Below are 16,684 nucleotides of genomic sequence, written 5' to 3'. Positions count from 1 at the left end.
GCCTCGCAAACGGGACAGATCACAACCACGTCCTCGGTCGTACGGCGTTGGCCTGGTCGATCAGCGCGTGGCGCTCCTGGCGCGTCTCCGCCGCCACGGCCAGCCTGCGGTAGATGGATTCGAGCCGTTTGCGCAGCCCCGGCTCGGTGAACGGCGCGTCGGCCAGCCGCGGCGAGCCCTGCGGCGGCGGGTTGCTGTCGAGCCAGGCCAGCGCCCCGCCCAGCACCTCGGCCGTGAGCAGGTCGCGGCGGCGCGGGTCGAGGTCGGCCTGCTTCGCGACCCGGTCGGCGGCGCCCACGAGCTCGTCCGGTTTCAGCACGCTCAGGTCGGCCCTGCGTACCACCGAGGCCGCCAGCGCCACCTGCGCCGCCACCCGGTGGACCGACGAGGCGGGCACCTCGTCCAGCACGCCGATCCGGCCCGACCTGGCCAGCCCGAACGCCGCGCTGACGTAGGTGTGGTCGGTGCGCCAGACGAGGTCGTACCAGGAGGCGGCGGGCTTGCCCGCGCACTCCAGCGCGAACGCCAGCGCCAGCTTCGGCGCCGTCTCGCCGGGCAGGTGCGACAGGCACGCCTCGAACAGCGACATCGCCTGGTCCGCCTGCCCGGTGACCAGCGCGAGCACCCCGCGGTACCAGGTGAGCCGCCAGTCGCGCGGCAGCTCCCCGTCCAGCTCGTTCAGGGCGACGGGGGTCTCGGCCGCGGCCGACTCGGCCAGCAGCCTGACCCGCATGAGCTTCGTCTCGGGGGTCGCCGGCATCGCGGCGAGCTGGTCGAGCAGCTCCTTGCCGTCGCGTCCGAGCAGTCCCGCGAGTGCGCCGGCCGCCGGGTCGGCCGGATCCACCAGCGGCACCGGCAGCGCGCGGGCCACCGCCACCGGGTCCAGCGGCTCGAACACCTCGCCCTCGCGCTGCGACAGCGCCGTCCCGACGGCCGTGCGCTCCGGCCCGAACAGCGTCGACAGCGCCGGGTGCGGCACCCCGCTCTCCAGCGCGCTGACCTCGCGCAGCACGCCGACGAGCTGCTCCTCCATCTCCCACGCGCTCTGGAACCTGTCGGCGGGGTTCGCCGCGGTCGCCTTGCGCAGCAGCCGGGTGAACGACGGATGCCCGCAGTCGGCCGGCAGCGGGTTGGCCACGCCGCCCGAGGCCGGGCTGAACCCGGGGATCGCCAGCACCGCCAGCGTCCTGGCCACGGTGTAGAGGTCGGAGGCGATCGACGACGGCTGCGTCTCCAGCTCGGGGGCGTGGTAGCCGACGGTGACCCAGGACGAGCCCACCGGCGAGCCGAACGGCTGCACCGCGCCCAGGTCGATGAGCTTGAGCCGCCGGCCGACCCTGATCACGTTGGCCGGCTTGAGGTCGCAGTAGACCAGGCCGTTCTCGTGCAGGTAGCCGAAGGCGTGCAGGATCTCCCTGCCGTACATCAGGGCCTCGCGCAGCGGCAGCGGGCCCTGGCGGCGCAGCTCGTGCAGCGACTGGCCACCGACGTACTCCATGACGATGTAGCCCAGCCCGGCCGAGCGCTGGAAGTTGAAGATCTTGACGATGTTGGGATGGTCGACGGTGGTCAGGAACTTCCGCTCGGCCTCGGCCGCCGCCAGCGCCTCGGCGTCCATGGTGTTGAGCAGGCCCTTGAGCACCACCCACCGGCCGTCCAGGTTCTCGTCGGAGGCCAGGTAGATCCAGCCGAGACCGCCGTGCGCCAGGCAGCCCAGCACCCGGTACTGGCCGGCGACCATGTCGTCCTTGGCCAGCTTCGGGGCGAAGGAGAACTGGGTGCGGCAGTGCGGGCAGAACCCGTCCGTCAGCCCGGGGCGGCCCTCGCGCGAGCGGCCCACCGGCTTGCCGCAGTCGGGGTTGGCGCAGTGGCGCTTCTCCTCGGGCACCTCGGGGTTGGCCATCACCGCGGTGGACGGGTCGCGGTAGGGGACCGACGGCAGGTCGGCGATCGTGGCCAGCACCCCGGCCCGCGACCTGCCGCTGCTCGACGGGGAACTCATCGATCTGCTGACCGGCTGCGTGTTGAGAGGACCCGACGACGGCACCGACGACGGTGCCGATAAGGGGGCCGACGACGGGGGCAGCGGTGACGGGCTCGCCGCGTGCCCGCACTGGTCGCAGTAGCCCTCCTCGATCGTCCCTGTGCAGCCGGGCTGCGCGCAGCGGGTCATCGCCTACCTCCGGAAATCGCGCGCTGGTAGTTCTCGACGGCCTCGGCCGCCCTCGTCAGATCGCAGGGGGCACTCCACAGCAGCACGCGCGCCCGCTCGTACAGCTCCGAGGTCACCGGGTCCTCGGCCAGGCCCTTGCGCACCGCCATCGCCTGGCAGGCGCCGAGCCGGCCGCGCAGCTCGTCGCGCCGGGCGACGAGGCCGTAAAGCGCTTTGGCGGTGGCGTACGCCTGGTCGGCGGCCTTGCGGGTCTCCTCCTCCAGGGCCGCCAGCCGCTTGGCCCGTAACACCCAGGGATCGGCGGAGGCGTCGAGCGCGTCCAGCTCCCCGGCCAGCGCCTCCACCCTGCTGCGCGGCTGGGCCTGCGGCGGCAGGGCGATCTTGACCACGACCGAGCCGTGGGCCAGCCGGGTCTCGCTCTCGGCGGCCCGCACCCGGTCGAGCGCGGCCACCAGGTCCTCTCTGCGCCTGGCGTACTCGTCCTTGACCACGAGCGCCAGCTCGACCTCCGCCAGCGAGCCGGCCAGCAGTTTGGCCATCCGGTCGAGCTCCTGCGCGACGGAGGGCCCCAGCGGGTCCTCGACCGCCGCCGCGCGCATCCGCCGCAGCTCCGCCTCCTGGGCGGCCAGGTCGGAGCTCTCGCCCAGCCGGCTCTCCAGCTCGCGGATGCGGCGCAGGCGGGCGTCGGCCTCGTCGAGGCGGGGCAGCACGGCGTTCCACACCGCGTCGATGTCGTTCAGGGCGGCCGTGACCTCGCCGAACGCGGCGTCCATCCGGGTCACGGTCTCGTCGAGCGTCAGGCGCGTGTCGGCCTGCGGGCGCAGCGAACGCTGCTCGACCGGCTTGGCGGCGGCCCGCAGCACCACGGACGGGCCCGACAGCAGCTCGGTGAGCCGGGCGAGCTGGTCGGCGCCGAGCCGGGGACGGGAGGCCCGGATCTGCTCGGCGTCGCGCAGCACGGCGCGGTAGGCGTCGTTGAGCGCCCACAGCCCGGCCAGTGCCTCCTGCGCGGCGGCCCAGCGCCGCTCGGTCGCCCCGCGTAAGGAGGCGCCGCGCAGCAACTGGTAGGTGGTGTGGGATTCGAGATCGAGCAGGTCGCCGGAGATCCGGTCACGTTCGTCGGCCCGAGCGCGCAGCGCGTGCTCGGCGCCCTCCCTGCTCATTGGTGGTCCCAGGCTCATCACGCTCCCCGTGAAGAGGCCCCCCGCTGCCCCGTTTATACCGCCTCAACGGCGGGTTGAAGGGCTTTAGTTCCTTTGGCTCGGGGTGACCCCTGACTTGTCCCTGATTCAACCCTGCCTCGCCTGCAAAGCACTTAACGATCTCTTAGCGTGGTGGTCATGGGACGAATTCTTCTGATCGTCGCGGCCGTCATCGCCGCGCTCGTGCTGCTCGGCCCCCTCGTGGGTTTCGCCCTGACGTTGCTCAAGTGGGGGCTCGTCATCGGCGCCGTCGCGTTCGCCGTCATGTTCGCCTCGAAGTGGCTCAAGCGGACATAGCTTCCTGAGGCATCCGCAGTCATAGTGAGGTGATGGAGGCGCGGCCCGCGGTCGACGATGCCGCGCTCGGGCGCGAGGCCCTGGCCGTGCTCGAGGCGAACTGGACGGGCACCGGCACCGTGCCCGCGCCAGGGCTGTATCCGCACCAATGGAGCTGGGACTCCGCGTTCGTCGTCATCGGCCTGGCCAGACACCGGCCGGACCGGGCCCGCGACGAGCTGCTCAGCCTGCTGCGCGGGCAGTGGGCCACCGGAATGGTGCCGCACATCGTCTTCCATACCCGCGAAGCGTACTTCCCCGGCCCTTCCGTGTGGCGATCGCAGGAGCACAAGGCCGCGCCCCGCGTGCTCACCTCAGGACTCACCGCGCCGCCCCTGCACGGGCTGGCGCTGTGGTGGCTCTACCGCCACACGGGCGACGCCGCGTTCGTCAGGCAGGCGTACCCGGCGCTGGCCGCCCAGCACGACTACCTCGCCTCCGCCCGCGACCTGGGCGGCGCCGGGCTGGCCGCGATCGTGCACCCCTGGGAGTCGGGCATGGACGACAGTCCGGCCTGGGACGAGCCGCTCAACGCGCTGCCCTCGATCCGGTACGGCTACCACCACGTCGAGATGGAGGAACGCCACCCCGACAGCGACCACGACCGCTACGTCTGGCTGGCGATGCGCTACCGGGACGCCGGTTACAGCCCCGACTACCTGCGCGACGAGCACCCGTTCGCGATCGAGGACCCGATGTTCAACGGGATCTGGCTCGCGTCCTGCCAGGCCATGGCGGAGCTCGCCCCGCTCGCGGGCGTCGATCCCGCGCCGCACGCCGAGCAGGCGGAACGCATCAGGCGGGCCCTGCTCGAACGCCTCTGGGACGGCTGCTTCTACGCCAGGGACCTGCGCGCGGACCGGCTCATCCGGGTCTGCACGGTCGGCGCGTTCGGGCCGCTGCTCGACCCCGGCCTGCCCGCCGACCGGCTGCGGGCCGCCGTGGACGTGCTGGAGTCGGCCAGGTTCATGGGCGCGACCGGCTATCCGGTGCCCAGCTGCGAGATTCGCGCCACCCAGTTCGACCGCACCCGCTACTGGCGCGGCCCCTCCTGGGTGAACACCAACTGGCTGCTGCGCAGGGCAGCGGCCGTGCACTCGCTCGACCAGCTCGGCCAGCAGCTCACCAACGGCACCTTACGTCTGGTCCGCCAGGCTGGTTTCCGCGAGTGCTTCGACCCCTTCGACGGCAGCGGGCGGGGCTGCAGGGACTTCTCCTGGAGTGCGGCGCTCACCCTGGATCTGCTCGCGGATACTGTGGTCGAATGAGCCTTTTCCGCCGGCTGCCCGCTGACGTGCGCCGTTCCCTGGACATTGCGAAGGGGGAGCGGGTGCTGACGTTCGCCGCCGCCGAGGCGGGCCACCTGGTGGCCACCAACCTCGCGCTCCACCTGCCCGGGGGCACCCGCCTGCCGTACGAGGAGATCGACCGGGCCTCGTGGGACGAGGACGGCCTGCTCGTGATCACCACGGGCGGCGTCCGGCATTTCGAGCGGGTCACCGAGCCGCGCATGATGCCCGAGACCGTGCGCGAGCGCGTCAACTCCACGATCGTGGTCAACAAGCACGTGCAACTGCCCGGGAGGGGCGGCGTCCGGCTGGTGGCCAGGCGCAGGCCCGGCGGCGAGATGCTCGGCTGGACCCTCGTCTTCGACGACGGCCTCGACCCCGCCGACCCCGGCCTGCGCGCCCAGGCCGAACAGGCTCTGGAAGGCGTACGCCGCAGCATGGGCGTCTGATCTTCTGCGCCGGTGCGGGGGCGGCCGCAGGCTCGCGGGGGTGTACGGCCGCTCAATCCCCTACCGATCGATGTGCGCCTCAGGTGTGCGCCTGCGGCGCGTTTGTTGAGGCGCGTGTGTACGCCTCAGTAGGGGATGCCGCTCTCGCGAGCCTTCCGCTCGGCGGCCTCCTCGTCGGGCCAGCCGGTGCCGTTGCCCGTGCCGTGCTCTTCCGAATGGAGGAACGGGATCCGCTGCTGCAGCGTGTCACCCACCCTCGCCCTGGCCATTCCCGCGAACCTCGACGCCTGCGCCCCGACCACCCCGGCCGCTTCCTGCACCCGGGGATTGTCGGCCACGCGCTGCGCGGTCCGCTTGATCTGCTCGTACCGTTCGCGCCCGGCCCGGCTGCCCAGCACGTAGCCGACAGCCAGCCCGACAGCGAATGTCAGTCGATAACGCATTTCGCACCTCCGCTGTCTCCGGGCCTACCCCGCTGGCGATGCGACACGCACTCCCGGAGTGCGCTAATCTATTCCTGCGCACAGCGACGGGGGCACAGACCCCCGGCGAGGTGGGCAAACAGATCGATCCCGCGTAGCTCAACGGCAGAGCAGCCGGCTGTTAACCGGCAGGTTATAGGTTCGAGTCCTATCGCGGGAGCCAGTCATCCAGGCCCTCTTCCTCCGGAAGGGGGCCTGAGTCGTTACGGGAGCCCGGCGGGTCAACCCGTGATCGTCGGGGGGCTCACAGCCTCACGCCATGGCTCGGGTGCGTCGGCCGGTCTTTGCGTTGCGGGCGCCTGCGGTCCCGGGGGTCCGATCCGATGGCCAGGGCCACCGCGCCGATCATGAAGCCCGCGCCCACGATGGCGATCGTAGAGGCGCGGCCGGATGCGCGACGCGCGGCGGGGGCGGAATGTACGGTCGGAGGCGTGATCATCTGGGTCGCCTCGTTTCCCCGGTCGGGCAACACGTTCCTACGCATCGTCCTCAAGCACCTGTACGGCGTGCGTACCTCCACCGTCTACGACGTGGACGGCGTGGCCGAGCGGCTCGGGCCCGAGCTGATCGGGTTCGAGAAGCGGCCCTCGTCGATCGAGGAGATGCGCGCGTCCGAGCGGCCGCACTTCGTCAAGACGCACCGGCAGCGCGCAGGCGAGGAGGACCGTGCGATCTGCCTCGTCCGGGACGGCCGCGACTCCATCACCTCATGGGCCCGGCTGAACGGCGCGCCCGACTTCGAGGCCGAGGTGCGCAGGATCATCGACCGCCGTGACACGGTGGGCACGGGCAGTTGGGGGCGGAACGTGCTGAGCTGGCTCCGGCCACCCGCGCCCCATCGCGTGCCGCTCCGCTACGAGGACCTGATCCGCGAGCCGCGCCGGGCCGTCGAGCGGTTGGTGGCCACGCTGGTGCCGTCCCTGCGGCCGCTGCCCGACGCCCGGATCCCGACCTTCGCGGAGTTGCGCCAGCTCGACGGCGGCTTCTTCAGGAGAGGTCATACGCGTACGCACGCGGACGAACTGCCGGACGAGCTGCACCGGCTCTTCTGGTCCCGCCCCGACAACGCCGCGGCCATGGAGCTGCTCGGGTACCCCCGAGACGCGTGAAGCCGGAGGGGGACGGAACCGCAGGCGCCGTGCTTTGATGGCGTTGGTTCGGACTGGTGCGTTCCCCGACGACTCCCCACCAGAGGAGTGAACGAGTGGCCTCTTCGCCCGATTCGCCCGGCCGCTCGTCGCGGCGTCCCCAGCGCACCCCCATGTGGCCGTCGCTGGCGATGGGTCTGTCCTGGATCGTCGGCGTTCTGTGGATCGTTGTGTTCTACGTGAACCCGGCTCTCCCCGGCATCGCCGAGCTGGGCAACTGGAACCTGCTCGTCGGCTTCGCGTTCATTCTGCTCGGCGTGTTCTTCGCCCTGATGCAGGCGGTGGTGGCCATCGTGGTGGCCCGCCGCCGGCCCTGAAGCTGAAGGTCGCTTCGGGTGTCTTAAGGCTCGCTTCAGGTGCCGCGGGCGACCCTCGGGGGTGTCGAAACCCTTCGGGGAGGGAGATCCCAATGATGAAGCGACACCTGGCGATCGTCGCCACGGTGGCGGCGCTCGGGCTCGGTGGCATGGCCGGGCCCGCGCTGGCCGATGAGCGTCTTGACGGGCCCGTCAGGGTGCTCGGCGGGCACGACGGGCACGACGGGCACGGCGAGTACGACCGGCGCGACCGGCACATCGAGCGTGCGCCGCGCGGTGCCAGGCTCGTGTGCTGGACGAGTGACGGTGAGGTTGTGCGTCTGTCCAGGGCCAGGGCGGTCGAGCTGATCGACGGCGAGTACGCCGAGGTCGTGCCCGCGCGGGCCGCGCAGGATGACGTACGGCCCGCGCGGGCGGTCGAGGACGAGGTACGTGGGACGTCCGAGCGGCTGACGATCCGCGTTCCGGCACGCGAGATCGGGCGCGGGAAGGCCGGCAAGCGGTGGCGTGACACGCGCGTCATCCAACTCACCTGCGTGTGGGAGGGCCGCGCCCGCCGGTGACCCGGCCGTTGTCACGCGCCCCCGGCAGGGTTCCCGGGGGCGCGTGGCATTTCACGCTATGTGACTCGACCATCACCCGTTTTCCCGTTCCTGGGACAAGGCAGGCATGGCACGCAAGGATGGAAGGGCCGGTCGTTCGGGCCGGAGCCGCGGGAACCGTGACGGAGGCGTGGAGAGGGCGCCACCAGGACGTGTCGCCGACCCGGAATCGGCGGGGCGCTCCGCTGACGGAGAAGTGCTGACTGCCGCGTGCCTACCTGGATCAAATCTCTTCGACCCTTCGACGCGCCCGCCGCCCGCACGGTGGTCAGGCGCACCACCGACCTCGGCGAGGCCGAGCGTTTCATCAGGCTCTTCCACGCCGAGAACCCCTCCGCCGGCAACGCCTACGCCCGCCTGCGCGACGTCGCCAGGGAGGTGGCCCGGCGCGGGACCTACACGCACACGTACGAAGAACTGGAGTTCGGGGCCCGGGTGGCCTGGCGCAACAGCAACCGGTGCATCGGGCGGCTGTACTGGCGCTCGCTCAAGGTACGTGACCGCCGTCAGGTGGGCACGGCCGAGGGGGTCGCCCTCGAATGCGTGGCCCACCTGCGCGAGGCCACGGGCAAAGGCAAGATCAGGCCCACGGTCACCGTGCTGCCGCCCGACACCCCCGCCCTGCCCGGCTTCCGCATTCTGAACGACCAGCTCATCCGTTATGCCGGATACCGCACTCCGGACGGCGTGCGCGGCGATCCGGCCAACGTCGCGCTCACCGAGACGGCGACCGGTCTGGGCTGGCGCGGCCGGGGCGGCCGGTTCGACGTGCTGCCGCTCGTCATCCGGCCCCCGGCGGGCGAGCCGCTCCTGTGCAACCTGCCGGGGGACGCCGTGCTGGAGGTGCCGCTGACGCATCCCGACTATCCCTGGTTCGAGGAGCTCGGCCTGCGCTGGCACGCCGTACCGGCCATCTCGGACATGTGCCTGGAGATCGGTGGAATCTGCTACCCCTGCGCGCCCTTCAACGGCTGGTACATGGGCACCGAGATCGGCGCGCGCAACCTGGCGGACGCGGACAGGTACGACCAACTCGGGGTGGTGGCGGAGCGGCTCGGGCTGGACACCTCCAGCGAGCGGACGCTGTGGCGCGACCACGCGCTGGTGGAGCTGAACGTGGCGGTGCTGCACTCGTTCGAGCGGGCCGGGGTGAGCATGACCGATCACCACACGGAGTCGCGGCGCTTCCTGACGCATCTGTCGCGGGAGGAGCAGGCGGGACGGGTCTGCCCGGCGGACTGGTCGTGGATCGTGCCACCGCTGTCGGGCAGCGCCACGCCCGTCTTCCACCGCTACTACGACACCCGCGTCCTGACCCCCGCCTTCGTCCACCATCGGTAGGAGGTGTGTCGGGAGCGGAGGCAGGGCAGGCCCCACGCCCGTCCGCCGCCCGTCGCCGCGAGTCGTCCGCCCCGAGTCCTCCGCCGCGAGTCGTCCGCCGCGAGTCGTCCGCCCCGAGTCCTCCGCCCCGAGTCCTCCGCCCCGAGTCGTCCGTCGTCGCGGGGCGCTCGCCAGGTGTCAGGCGGGTGGTTCGGTCAGGCGGTCGCGGAGTGCGGTGATCTCGGCGGCGGTCAGGCCGCCCGCCGTCAGGCGCGCCTCCACGTCGAGGCGCGCCAGCAGGGCCAGCACGACCTCCTCCGTGGTGGTCCCGGCCTCCTCCAGGCGTGCCCGTACGCGCAGGTCGTCGTCGGGCTCGCCCAGCAGGGCGTACAGAGGGCTCAGCCGGGCCGCCGAGCAGGCGTAGTCGGCCAGGATGTCGGCGGATCCGACCCCGGCCAGCGCGAGCAGCAGCAGGGCGATCAGCCCGGTGCGGTCGCGGCCGGCCACGCAGTGGACGAGCACGCCGCCGGGCTCGGCCCACGCGACGGCGCGCAGGGCGAGGACGCACAGGTCGGCCCGCCGGTCGAGGAACGGGCCCAGGTAGAGCGGGGTCCCGCCGTACCGGGCGAGGGCGGGGTCGTCGTGGCGGTGCAGGGGCACGCTGACGATCGTCATCCCGGGAGGGCGGTGGCCGGGGGCGGCGCGATGCTCGCCGGGGGTGCGCAGGTCGACGATCGTCCGTACGCCGTGTGCAGCGGCGGCCGCCCAGCCGACCGGGGTGAGCCGGTCGGGCGTGTCGGAACGCACCACCGCCCCCCAGCGCGTACGCCGCCCGTCAGCCGTCGCCAGGCCGCCCAGGTCGCGGACGTTGTGGCAGCCCTCCCACGCCAGATGCCGCTCCATGGGACCACCGTATCCTTGCCTTCCCAGGCTAGAACATGGTTCTGTTAGGGCATGGCGGAACTGGTGCTCTCGACGCTCGACGACAAGGGCGTGCTCACGCTGACCTTCAACCGGCCGGACACGCTCAACGCGTGGACCGACGCTATGGGGCGGCGCTACTTCGACCTGTTGGCGGAGGCGGAGCGGGACCCCGGGGTGCGGGCCGTGGTGGTCACCGGCGCGGGCAAGGGGTTCTGCTCGGGAGCCGACTTCAAGACGCTGACCGCCATCCAGACCGGCTCGTACGACGAGGCCCCCGACCCCCGTCCCACCACCTTCCCCACGACCATCGCCAAGCCGATCATCGCCGCCGTCAACGGGGCCTGCGCCGGCCTGGGCATCGTGCACGCCCTCGTCTGCGACCTCGTCTTCACGGCCGAGGAGGCCAAGTGGACGACGGCCTTCCCGCGCCGCGGGCTGGTCGCCGAGTACGGGCTGTCCTGGGTGCTGCCGCGCGTCATGGGGCAGCAGCGGGCCATGGACATCCTGCTGTCGGGGCGGGTGTTCTCGGGGCGGGAGGCGTACGAGCTGGGGCTGGCCAACCGGGCCGTGCCGGGGGAGGAACTGCTGGAGCAGGCCCGCGCCTACGCAGGGGAACTGGCGGTGCACAGTTCGCCGGCGTCCATGGCGGTGATCAAGCGGCAGGTGTGGCACGACTGGGACACCACGCTGGAGGAGTCGGCCAAGGCGGCCACCCAGGAGATGCTCGCCTCCTTCGAGCGGCCGGACTTCGCGGAGGGTGTGGCGAGCTTCCTGGAGCGCCGCCCGCCGAACTTCCCGCCCCTGTAACGGCTCTGTAACGGCCCTGCGACGGCCCTGCGACGGTGCCGCCGGTCAGGGTGCGGGGTCGGGCGCTGCCGGGGGCCCCTCGACGACCATCCGCAGGCAGTCGTGGAACAGGTCGTCCACGGTGCGGCCGGGCTGGAAGTAGTCGGTCACACCCGCCATGACGGTCGGGAACATCTCCCGGTACGCGGCCAGGTCGACCTCCTCCCCGCTGCCCGGCTCCGGCCGGGGCCACTGCTCCTCCAGGACGAACCCGATGGTGAAGCGCTCCACCGTCAGGACGATCAGGCGTGCCTGCCGCAGCGCGAAGCCGCGTTCGACCAGAGTTTTCATCGCCAGTTCCGAGATCGCCGCCATCTTGAGCGAGAGCTGGGCCGCCGAGACGATCCTGGCGCCGTCGGGATGGGCCAGCAGCGCACGGCGCAGCCGGGCGGCCAGGCCGCTCAGCCAGTCCTGCCAGCGTTCCTTCGGCTCCGGCGGCGTCAGCTCGGGGAACTGCTGCCCGAGTATCTCCTCGGCGATCGCGGTGACGAGGGCCGCCTTGTTCGGGAAGTGCCAGTAGAGGGTCGGTGACTTCACCCCGAGCCGGGTGGCCAGTTTGCGGGTGGTCACGCCGTCGAGACCTTCCGCGTCCAACAGTGCTATCGCTTCGGTGACGATCCGCTGTCTGTCCAAGGCCAAAGTAGGCACCTCCCAGCGCACTCTATCAGTGCTAGGGTCATCCCTATCAGTGATAGAGAGGAGCTGACATGAAGGCAGCGGTACTCCACGAGATCGGCGGCGTGCCACGGTTCGAGGACTTCCCCGACCCCGTGGCCGGCGCGGACGAGGTGATCGTCGAGGTCAAGGCGGCCGCGATCGAGAACGTCGACAAGGCGTTCGCGGCCGGGACCCACTACGCCGGCGGGGGATACCTCGCCCGGCTCCCGCTCATCCCCGTCTTCGACGGCATCGGGACGCTGCCGGACGGCACCCTCGTCGGCTTCGGCGGCCCGCGCGCACCCTACGGCGCGCTCGCCGAGCGGACCGTGGTGGCGCGCGGCGCGTACGTCCCCGTCCCCGAGGGGATCGAGCCGGTGGTCGCGGCCGTGCTGGGCTCGGCCGTCACCGGCATGTCCATGGCGACCGCGGCGGGCCTCGTGCCGGGGGAGACGGTGCTGGTGCAGGGCGCCACGGGAGTGGCCGGGCGGCTCGCGGTCCAGCTCGCCCGGCTGCTCGGCGCCGGCCGGATCGTCGCCACCGGCCGCGACGAGGGGCAACTGCGCGAAGTGCGGGACCTCGGCGCCGACACGGTGATCAACACGGCCGTCCCCGACGACGCGCTGGCGCGGGCGTTCACCGAGGCCAGGGGCGACGGCTACGACGTCGTCGTGGACTTCCTCTGGGGCCGGCCCACCGAGATCCTGCTGCGCGCGCTGACGCCCGACTCCTTCGCCTTCCCGAAGACGACCCGGGTGGTGCAGGTCGGCGAGTCGGCCGGGGCGGGGCTGACCCTCTCCGCCGAGAGCCTGCGCACCTCGGGGGTCGAGATCTACGGCGCGGCCAGAAACCTCACCCCCGACAGCATGGGCGAGGCGTACGGGCGGATCGTGGACTGGGCCCGCTCCGGCGAGCTCACCTTCGAGATCGAGCGGGTCCCGCTGAGCGCGGTCGAGTCCGCCTGGCGGCGCACCGACCTGCGCGGCCGGCGCCTCGTCGTCGTGCCGTGACCGCTGCGGCCGGCGCCTCGCCGTGCCGTGACCGCGGTGCTCAGGGAGTGCGCCGCAGCCCTCTGAAGACGAGGTCGATCAGGTGGCGGGGGTTGTAGCGCGGGTCGCCGCCGTGGTCCACGCACAGGTCGCCGACGCCGCGCATCAGCTCGTACGCGCGCGTGCCCGGCTCGATCTCGCCCGCCTCCACCCCGGCGTCGAGCAGGTGGGCGGCGACCGGCTCCAGGCGGTCGAGGAAGTAGGCGTGCAGCGTCGAGAAACCGCTGCTGTCGGACTGCATCGCCTTGGCCAGCCCGTGCTTCGTGACCAGGAAGTCCACGAAGAGGTCGATCCACCGGCGCAGCGCCTCGTACGGGGAGCCGGTCTCCGCCAGCAGCGCCGGGCCGGCCTCCGCGCAGGCCTCGACCTGGTGACGGTAGACGGCGACGATGAGGTCGGCCCGGGACGGGAAGTGGCGGTAGATCGTCCCCACCCCGACGCCCGCCTTGGCCGCGATCTCCCTGATCGGCGCGTCGACGCCCGAGGCGACGAACACCTCGGCGGCGGCGGCCAGCAGCGTCTGCTGGTTGCGCCGCGCGTCGGCCCGCTTGTTCCTGACCGGCGCCGCGCCGGGCCGCTCGGCTCCGAACCGCTCGGAGCCGGGCTGCGCGGGGGTGGGCTGGCCTGTGGTGGGCACCGTGCTCTCCTTCGCCGACGAAGCGGAACGGGCTCCGGCGATCAATCGATCGATCGGAACGACGCTCCACTTAGTTTAGGCGAAACCGGACACCGATCAGAGAACCGGCGCCAGGAGAGGCGGGCGATCAGGAAAGGCGGCGTCAGGAGAGGCGGTGGGCGCCGACGGACGGGATGGCGGGCAGGAAGCGCGGCGCCTGGAACCCGCGCTCCGCGTACGCGTCCGACACCGACCGCTGGACGTTCTCCAGCCGCTCGTCCGGCACCAGCGCGATGGCCGAGCCACCGAACCCGCCGCCCGTCATCCGCGCCCCCCGCGCCCCGCCCCGGATCGCGGCCTCCACCGCCAGGTCGAGCTCGGGCGACGACACCTCGTACTGGTCCCTGAGCGACAGGTGGGAGGCGTTGAGCAGGGCGCCGATCTCGGTGACCTGGCCGGCCCGCAGCAGTCCGATCAGCGCCTCGACGCGGTGGTTCTCCGTCACGACGTGCATCGTGCGCTTGCGCTCGTCGCCCTTCAGCTGGTCGAGGGCGCCGGCCAGGTCGGTGACATCGCGCAGGGCGGGGACGCCGAGCTTGCGGGCCGCGGACTCGCACTCGGCGCGGCGCTTGGCGTATTCGCCGCCCGCGTGCTCGTGGTGCACCTGCGTGTCGATGATGAGGATGCTCAGCCCGTGCGCGGCCAGGTCGAGCGGGATGTTGCGGGAGCCGAGCGAGCGGCAGTCGAGGAACAGCGCGTGCCCCTCCTTGCCCAGCGCCGAGGCGGCCTGGTCCATGATGCCGCAGGGCATGCCGACAAAGTCGTTCTCCGCCTTCTGGCTGAGCAGGGCCAGCTCCATGGGCGTCAGGCCCAGCTCGTGCACGTCGTTGAGCGCGGAGGCGACGGCCACCTCAAGGGCGGCGCTGGAGCTCAGCCCCGCGCCGCTCGGGACGTCGCCGTCGATCGCGATGTCGGCGCCCTCGACCCGGTCGCCGAGCATCGCGAGGACGCCGACGACGTAGCGGGTCCAGCCCTTGGACTCCTCGCGGGTGGCCAGGGTGACCGGCTCGCCGGGGGCCTGGAGGGAGAGCAGGCGGATGGTGCCGTCGGTGCGCGGGGTCAGGGCCGCCGTCACGCCCCACGGCACCGCGAACGGGAGCACGAAGCCGTCGTTGTAGTCGGTGTGCTCGCCGATGAGGTTGACCCGTCCCGGTGCACGCCAGACGGTCTGGGGGGACGCGCCGTACGCGGCACGGAAAGCTTCAACAACGCTCATAATCGAACACTCCTCAACAAAGGCCCGACCGTAGACTAGCGCCATGGAGGAGCTGCTGGACCCAGGGCTCGGTCAGGTCCGCGTGTTCCTGCGGCACGACGACAACAAACCGCGCAAACTCAAGTACAACCTCGGGCACAAGCGGCTGCTCACGTTCGGCGGCGCCTACTCCAACCACATCAGGGCCGTGGCCGAGGCGGGGGCGCGCCACGGCATCGAGACGATCGGGGTCATCAGGGGCGAGGAGCATCTGCCGCTCAACCCCTCACTGGCCCGCGCCGCGGCCTGCGGCATGACGCTCACCTACCTCGACCGGGCCACCTACCGGCGCAAGCACGCCGAGGAGGTGCAGGCGGGACTGCGGGCGCGGTGGGGCGAGGACGTGGTGATCCTGCCGGAGGGCGGGAGCAACGCGGCGGCCGTACGCGGATGCGCCGAGCTGCCTGGCGAGATCGACGGCGACTACGACGTCATCTGCTGCCCCGTCGGCACCGGCGGCACCCTGGCGGGTATCTCGGCGGGCCTCGACGGGGGGCGGCGGGCGCTCGGGTTCGCGGTGCTGAAGGGCGGCGCCTTCCTGCGGGAGGAGGTGGCCAGGTTGCAGCGGGAGGCCTTCGGCCGTACGTGGCCGAACTGGTCGATCGAGCTCGGCTACCACTTCGGCGGGTACGCGAGATCGACGCCGGCCCTGGACGCGTTCGCCGAGCGGCATCGGGTCGAGCGGATCTACGTGGCGAAGATGCTCTACGGCATCGTCGACCTCGCCCGGCGGGGCGTCCTCGCGCCGGGCACACGCGTCGTCGCCGTGGTCACCGGTCAGCCCTCGACCCCGGTGGAGGCGTGCGGCGCCCCGACCGGCTTCGACTCCGGTGAGCCCCGCTGACGCAGATAGATCGACAGCACCACCATCGACAGCACGGCCAGCAGCTCCGACTGCCAGTTCTGCAGGCTGCGGTTCCAGAACTCCGGCGAGGTCACGTACGAGCCCCAGGTGACCGGATCGCGCAGGTCACTGAGCCGCTCCGCGTTGTACGCCGCCTGCCCCGCCACCGACTGCGCCAGCCACGACAGCAGGAAGACGGCGCCCATCACCATCCCGAGCGAGTTGCTGAGCAGCCACAGCCGCATCCCCTTGACCTTGGCCCAGCGCGGCGATCCCGGCCCGGCGTGCGGCCCGATCCGCTGCTCCTCGTCCGACTCCGGCCCCTCCTCGCCGAGCTCCTTGGACTCGGGCGAGCCCTTCTGCACCAGCCAGACGGTGAGCATGATGAACAGGAAGAACTGCAGGTATTCGGACTGCCAGTTCTCCGCCACGTCCACCGCGAACGACGAGGAGGTCACGAACCGCAGCAGCGAGACCGGCTCGGCGCCCTCGGCCAGCTGCTGGTCGTTGAACTGCAGCAGTCCGGCCACGGCCTGCCCGCCCAGCGCCAGCAGGAACAGGACCAGGAACGTCAGCGACAGCGCGTTCTCCCTGACCCATCTCACAGCCTCGACCATCCGATCGCGAAGAAGCTCGCCAGCCCGAGCACGATCACCAGCAGGGTCAGCCCGAACATCACCCGCATCAGTCCTCCACCTCGCACTCGTACGGGAGGTCGCGCACCGGGCTGCAGCCCGCCGCGCTGATCCGCCAGCCGTCGGTGAAGCGGCGCAGGAAGAGCGTGTCGCCGCGCAGACGGACCTGAGCCTCGTCGCCCCACACGCTCACCGAGGTGACCCCGCCGCCGGGGCCGAGCCCCAGCTCCCTCAGCGCGTCGGCGCAGGTCTGACCGCGGGCGGGCAACCTGTCGGCGGTCTCGCGGGTGAGCATCGCGCACGCGGCCCGCTCCTGGTGGGCGGAGATCGCGGCGTGGAAGCGCTCGGCCGCTCGTGCGGGGGACGCGGTGTCCACGGCGCAGGCCGAGACCGGCACGAGGAGCAGCGCCAGCACCACGAGAGGCGTTCTCATGGGCCTCTGTTACCCACAGGAGCATCAGGCATGCTCGCCGCCGGGTC

The 16,684-nt window shown here is 72.0% G+C and carries 20 protein-coding genes and 1 tRNA gene; 12 read left to right on the top strand and 9 right to left on the bottom strand.

Annotated elements, in window-relative coordinates; genetic code table 11:
* Positions 1 to 19 precede the first annotated feature (19 nt).
* Positions 20 to 1,963, bottom strand: coding sequence for a tetratricopeptide repeat protein (locus tag AB0C27_RS02870; RefSeq protein ID WP_357836846.1), 1,944 nt, complete (start codon positions 1,961 to 1,963; stop codon positions 20 to 22).
* Here AB0C27_RS02870 and AB0C27_RS02865 point away from each other — a divergent pair.
* Positions 1,953 to 2,126 carry a hypothetical protein gene (locus AB0C27_RS02865; protein ID WP_357836843.1) on the top strand — a complete coding sequence of 58 codons (174 nt, stop codon included), beginning with the start codon at positions 1,953 to 1,955 and terminating at the stop codon, positions 2,124 to 2,126. The genes AB0C27_RS02870 and AB0C27_RS02865 overlap by 11 nt on opposite strands.
* Before the next feature lie 43 nt (positions 2,127 to 2,169).
* Here the strand turns inward: AB0C27_RS02865 and AB0C27_RS02860 are convergent, their stop codons facing one another.
* The gene (locus tag AB0C27_RS02860; RefSeq protein ID WP_357836840.1) at positions 2,170 to 3,336 is read right to left on the bottom strand and encodes a hypothetical protein; all 1,167 of its coding nucleotides are present in this window, start codon (positions 3,334 to 3,336) and stop codon (positions 2,170 to 2,172) included.
* Between the two features lie 177 nt (positions 3,337 to 3,513).
* On the opposite strand from AB0C27_RS02860, the gene AB0C27_RS02855 reads away from it, so the two are divergent.
* From AB0C27_RS02855 to AB0C27_RS02845, 3 genes are read left to right on the top strand one after another with little or no spacing between them, the layout of a single operon-like run.
* Positions 3,514 to 3,672 carry a hypothetical protein gene (locus AB0C27_RS02855; protein ID WP_357836837.1) on the top strand — a complete coding sequence of 53 codons (159 nt, stop codon included), beginning with the start codon at positions 3,514 to 3,516 and terminating at the stop codon, positions 3,670 to 3,672.
* A 32-nt stretch (positions 3,673 to 3,704) separates the two neighbouring features.
* Entirely contained in the window at positions 3,705 to 4,979 is a 1,275-nt protein-coding gene (locus AB0C27_RS02850) for a hypothetical protein (protein ID WP_357836835.1), read from the top strand.
* Complete coding sequence (locus tag AB0C27_RS02845) at positions 4,976 to 5,449, top strand: hypothetical protein (protein ID WP_357836832.1); 474 nt, start codon at positions 4,976 to 4,978, stop codon at positions 5,447 to 5,449. Before AB0C27_RS02850 ends, AB0C27_RS02845 begins: the two co-directional genes overlap by 4 nt.
* Positions 5,450 to 5,574: 125 nt before the next feature.
* Here the strand turns inward: AB0C27_RS02845 and AB0C27_RS02840 are convergent, their stop codons facing one another.
* A complete protein-coding gene (locus AB0C27_RS02840; protein WP_346112168.1) occupies positions 5,575 to 5,892 on the bottom strand; it encodes a YtxH domain-containing protein in 318 nt (105 codons plus the stop codon).
* A 127-nt stretch (positions 5,893 to 6,019) separates the two neighbouring features.
* Between AB0C27_RS02840 and AB0C27_RS02835 the strand changes: the two genes are divergently transcribed.
* The 5 genes from AB0C27_RS02835 to AB0C27_RS02815 all read left to right on the top strand — a co-directional run bounded on the left by AB0C27_RS02835 (position 6,020) and on the right by AB0C27_RS02815 (position 9,339).
* Positions 6,020 to 6,094: transfer RNA gene (locus AB0C27_RS02835), tRNA-Asn, on the top strand.
* Between the two features lie 268 nt (positions 6,095 to 6,362).
* Positions 6,363 to 7,040, top strand: a complete 678-nt coding sequence (locus tag AB0C27_RS02830; protein ID WP_357836828.1) for a sulfotransferase domain-containing protein — start codon at positions 6,363 to 6,365, stop codon at positions 7,038 to 7,040.
* A gap of 95 nt (positions 7,041 to 7,135) precedes the next feature.
* A complete protein-coding gene (locus AB0C27_RS02825) occupies positions 7,136 to 7,396 on the top strand; it encodes a cell division protein CrgA (RefSeq protein ID WP_357836825.1) in 261 nt (86 codons plus the stop codon).
* A 92-nt stretch (positions 7,397 to 7,488) separates the two neighbouring features.
* Positions 7,489 to 7,959: a hypothetical protein gene (locus AB0C27_RS02820; RefSeq protein ID WP_357836822.1), complete on the top strand. Its 471-nt coding sequence runs from the start codon at positions 7,489 to 7,491 to the stop codon at positions 7,957 to 7,959.
* A 249-nt stretch (positions 7,960 to 8,208) separates the two neighbouring features.
* Entirely contained in the window at positions 8,209 to 9,339 is a 1,131-nt protein-coding gene (locus AB0C27_RS02815; protein ID WP_357836819.1) for a nitric oxide synthase oxygenase, read from the top strand.
* Between the two features lie 177 nt (positions 9,340 to 9,516).
* On the opposite strand, the gene AB0C27_RS02810 is transcribed toward AB0C27_RS02815, so the two are convergent.
* A complete protein-coding gene (locus tag AB0C27_RS02810; RefSeq protein ID WP_357836816.1) occupies positions 9,517 to 10,221 on the bottom strand; it encodes a tyrosine-protein phosphatase in 705 nt (234 codons plus the stop codon).
* 51 nt (positions 10,222 to 10,272) lie between these two features.
* Here AB0C27_RS02810 and AB0C27_RS02805 point away from each other — a divergent pair, with 51 nt between their 5' ends.
* Entirely contained in the window at positions 10,273 to 11,049 is a 777-nt protein-coding gene (locus tag AB0C27_RS02805; protein ID WP_357836813.1) for an enoyl-CoA hydratase-related protein, read from the top strand.
* A 45-nt stretch (positions 11,050 to 11,094) separates the two neighbouring features.
* On the opposite strand, the gene AB0C27_RS02800 is transcribed toward AB0C27_RS02805, so the two are convergent.
* Positions 11,095 to 11,727: a TetR/AcrR family transcriptional regulator C-terminal domain-containing protein gene (locus AB0C27_RS02800; protein ID WP_357836810.1), complete on the bottom strand. Its 633-nt coding sequence runs from the start codon at positions 11,725 to 11,727 to the stop codon at positions 11,095 to 11,097.
* Between the two features lie 68 nt (positions 11,728 to 11,795).
* Here AB0C27_RS02800 and AB0C27_RS02795 point away from each other — a divergent pair, with 68 nt between their 5' ends.
* Positions 11,796 to 12,755: a zinc-binding alcohol dehydrogenase family protein gene (locus AB0C27_RS02795; RefSeq protein ID WP_357836807.1), complete on the top strand. Its 960-nt coding sequence runs from the start codon at positions 11,796 to 11,798 to the stop codon at positions 12,753 to 12,755.
* A 40-nt stretch (positions 12,756 to 12,795) separates the two neighbouring features.
* Here AB0C27_RS02795 and AB0C27_RS02790 read toward each other — a convergent pair whose 3' ends face one another.
* Both AB0C27_RS02790 and galK read right to left on the bottom strand, forming a co-directional pair.
* Positions 12,796 to 13,431: a TetR/AcrR family transcriptional regulator gene (locus AB0C27_RS02790; RefSeq protein WP_357836804.1), complete on the bottom strand. Its 636-nt coding sequence runs from the start codon at positions 13,429 to 13,431 to the stop codon at positions 12,796 to 12,798.
* A 142-nt stretch (positions 13,432 to 13,573) separates the two neighbouring features.
* A complete protein-coding gene (gene galK, locus AB0C27_RS02785) occupies positions 13,574 to 14,686 on the bottom strand; it encodes a galactokinase (protein ID WP_357836801.1) in 1,113 nt (370 codons plus the stop codon).
* A gap of 43 nt (positions 14,687 to 14,729) precedes the next feature.
* On the opposite strand from galK, the gene AB0C27_RS02780 reads away from it, so the two are divergent.
* Positions 14,730 to 15,569, top strand: a complete 840-nt coding sequence (locus AB0C27_RS02780) for a pyridoxal-phosphate dependent enzyme (RefSeq protein ID WP_357836798.1) — start codon at positions 14,730 to 14,732, stop codon at positions 15,567 to 15,569.
* On the opposite strand, the gene AB0C27_RS02775 is transcribed toward AB0C27_RS02780, so the two are convergent.
* On the bottom strand, positions 15,503 to 16,174 hold the full coding sequence (locus tag AB0C27_RS02775; RefSeq protein WP_357836796.1) for a DUF6766 family protein: 672 nt from the start codon (positions 16,172 to 16,174) through the stop codon (positions 15,503 to 15,505). The genes AB0C27_RS02780 and AB0C27_RS02775 overlap by 67 nt on opposite strands.
* 79 nt (positions 16,175 to 16,253) lie before the next feature.
* A complete protein-coding gene (locus AB0C27_RS02770; protein WP_357836793.1) occupies positions 16,254 to 16,637 on the bottom strand; it encodes a hypothetical protein in 384 nt (127 codons plus the stop codon).
* Between the last annotated feature and the right edge of the window lie 47 nt (positions 16,638 to 16,684).

The organism is Nonomuraea sp. NPDC048882, assembly GCF_040649755.1.
Lineage (GTDB): Bacteria > Actinomycetota > Actinomycetes > Streptosporangiales > Streptosporangiaceae > Nonomuraea > Nonomuraea maheshkhaliensis.
This window is presented reverse-complemented; position numbering and strand designations above follow the sequence as displayed.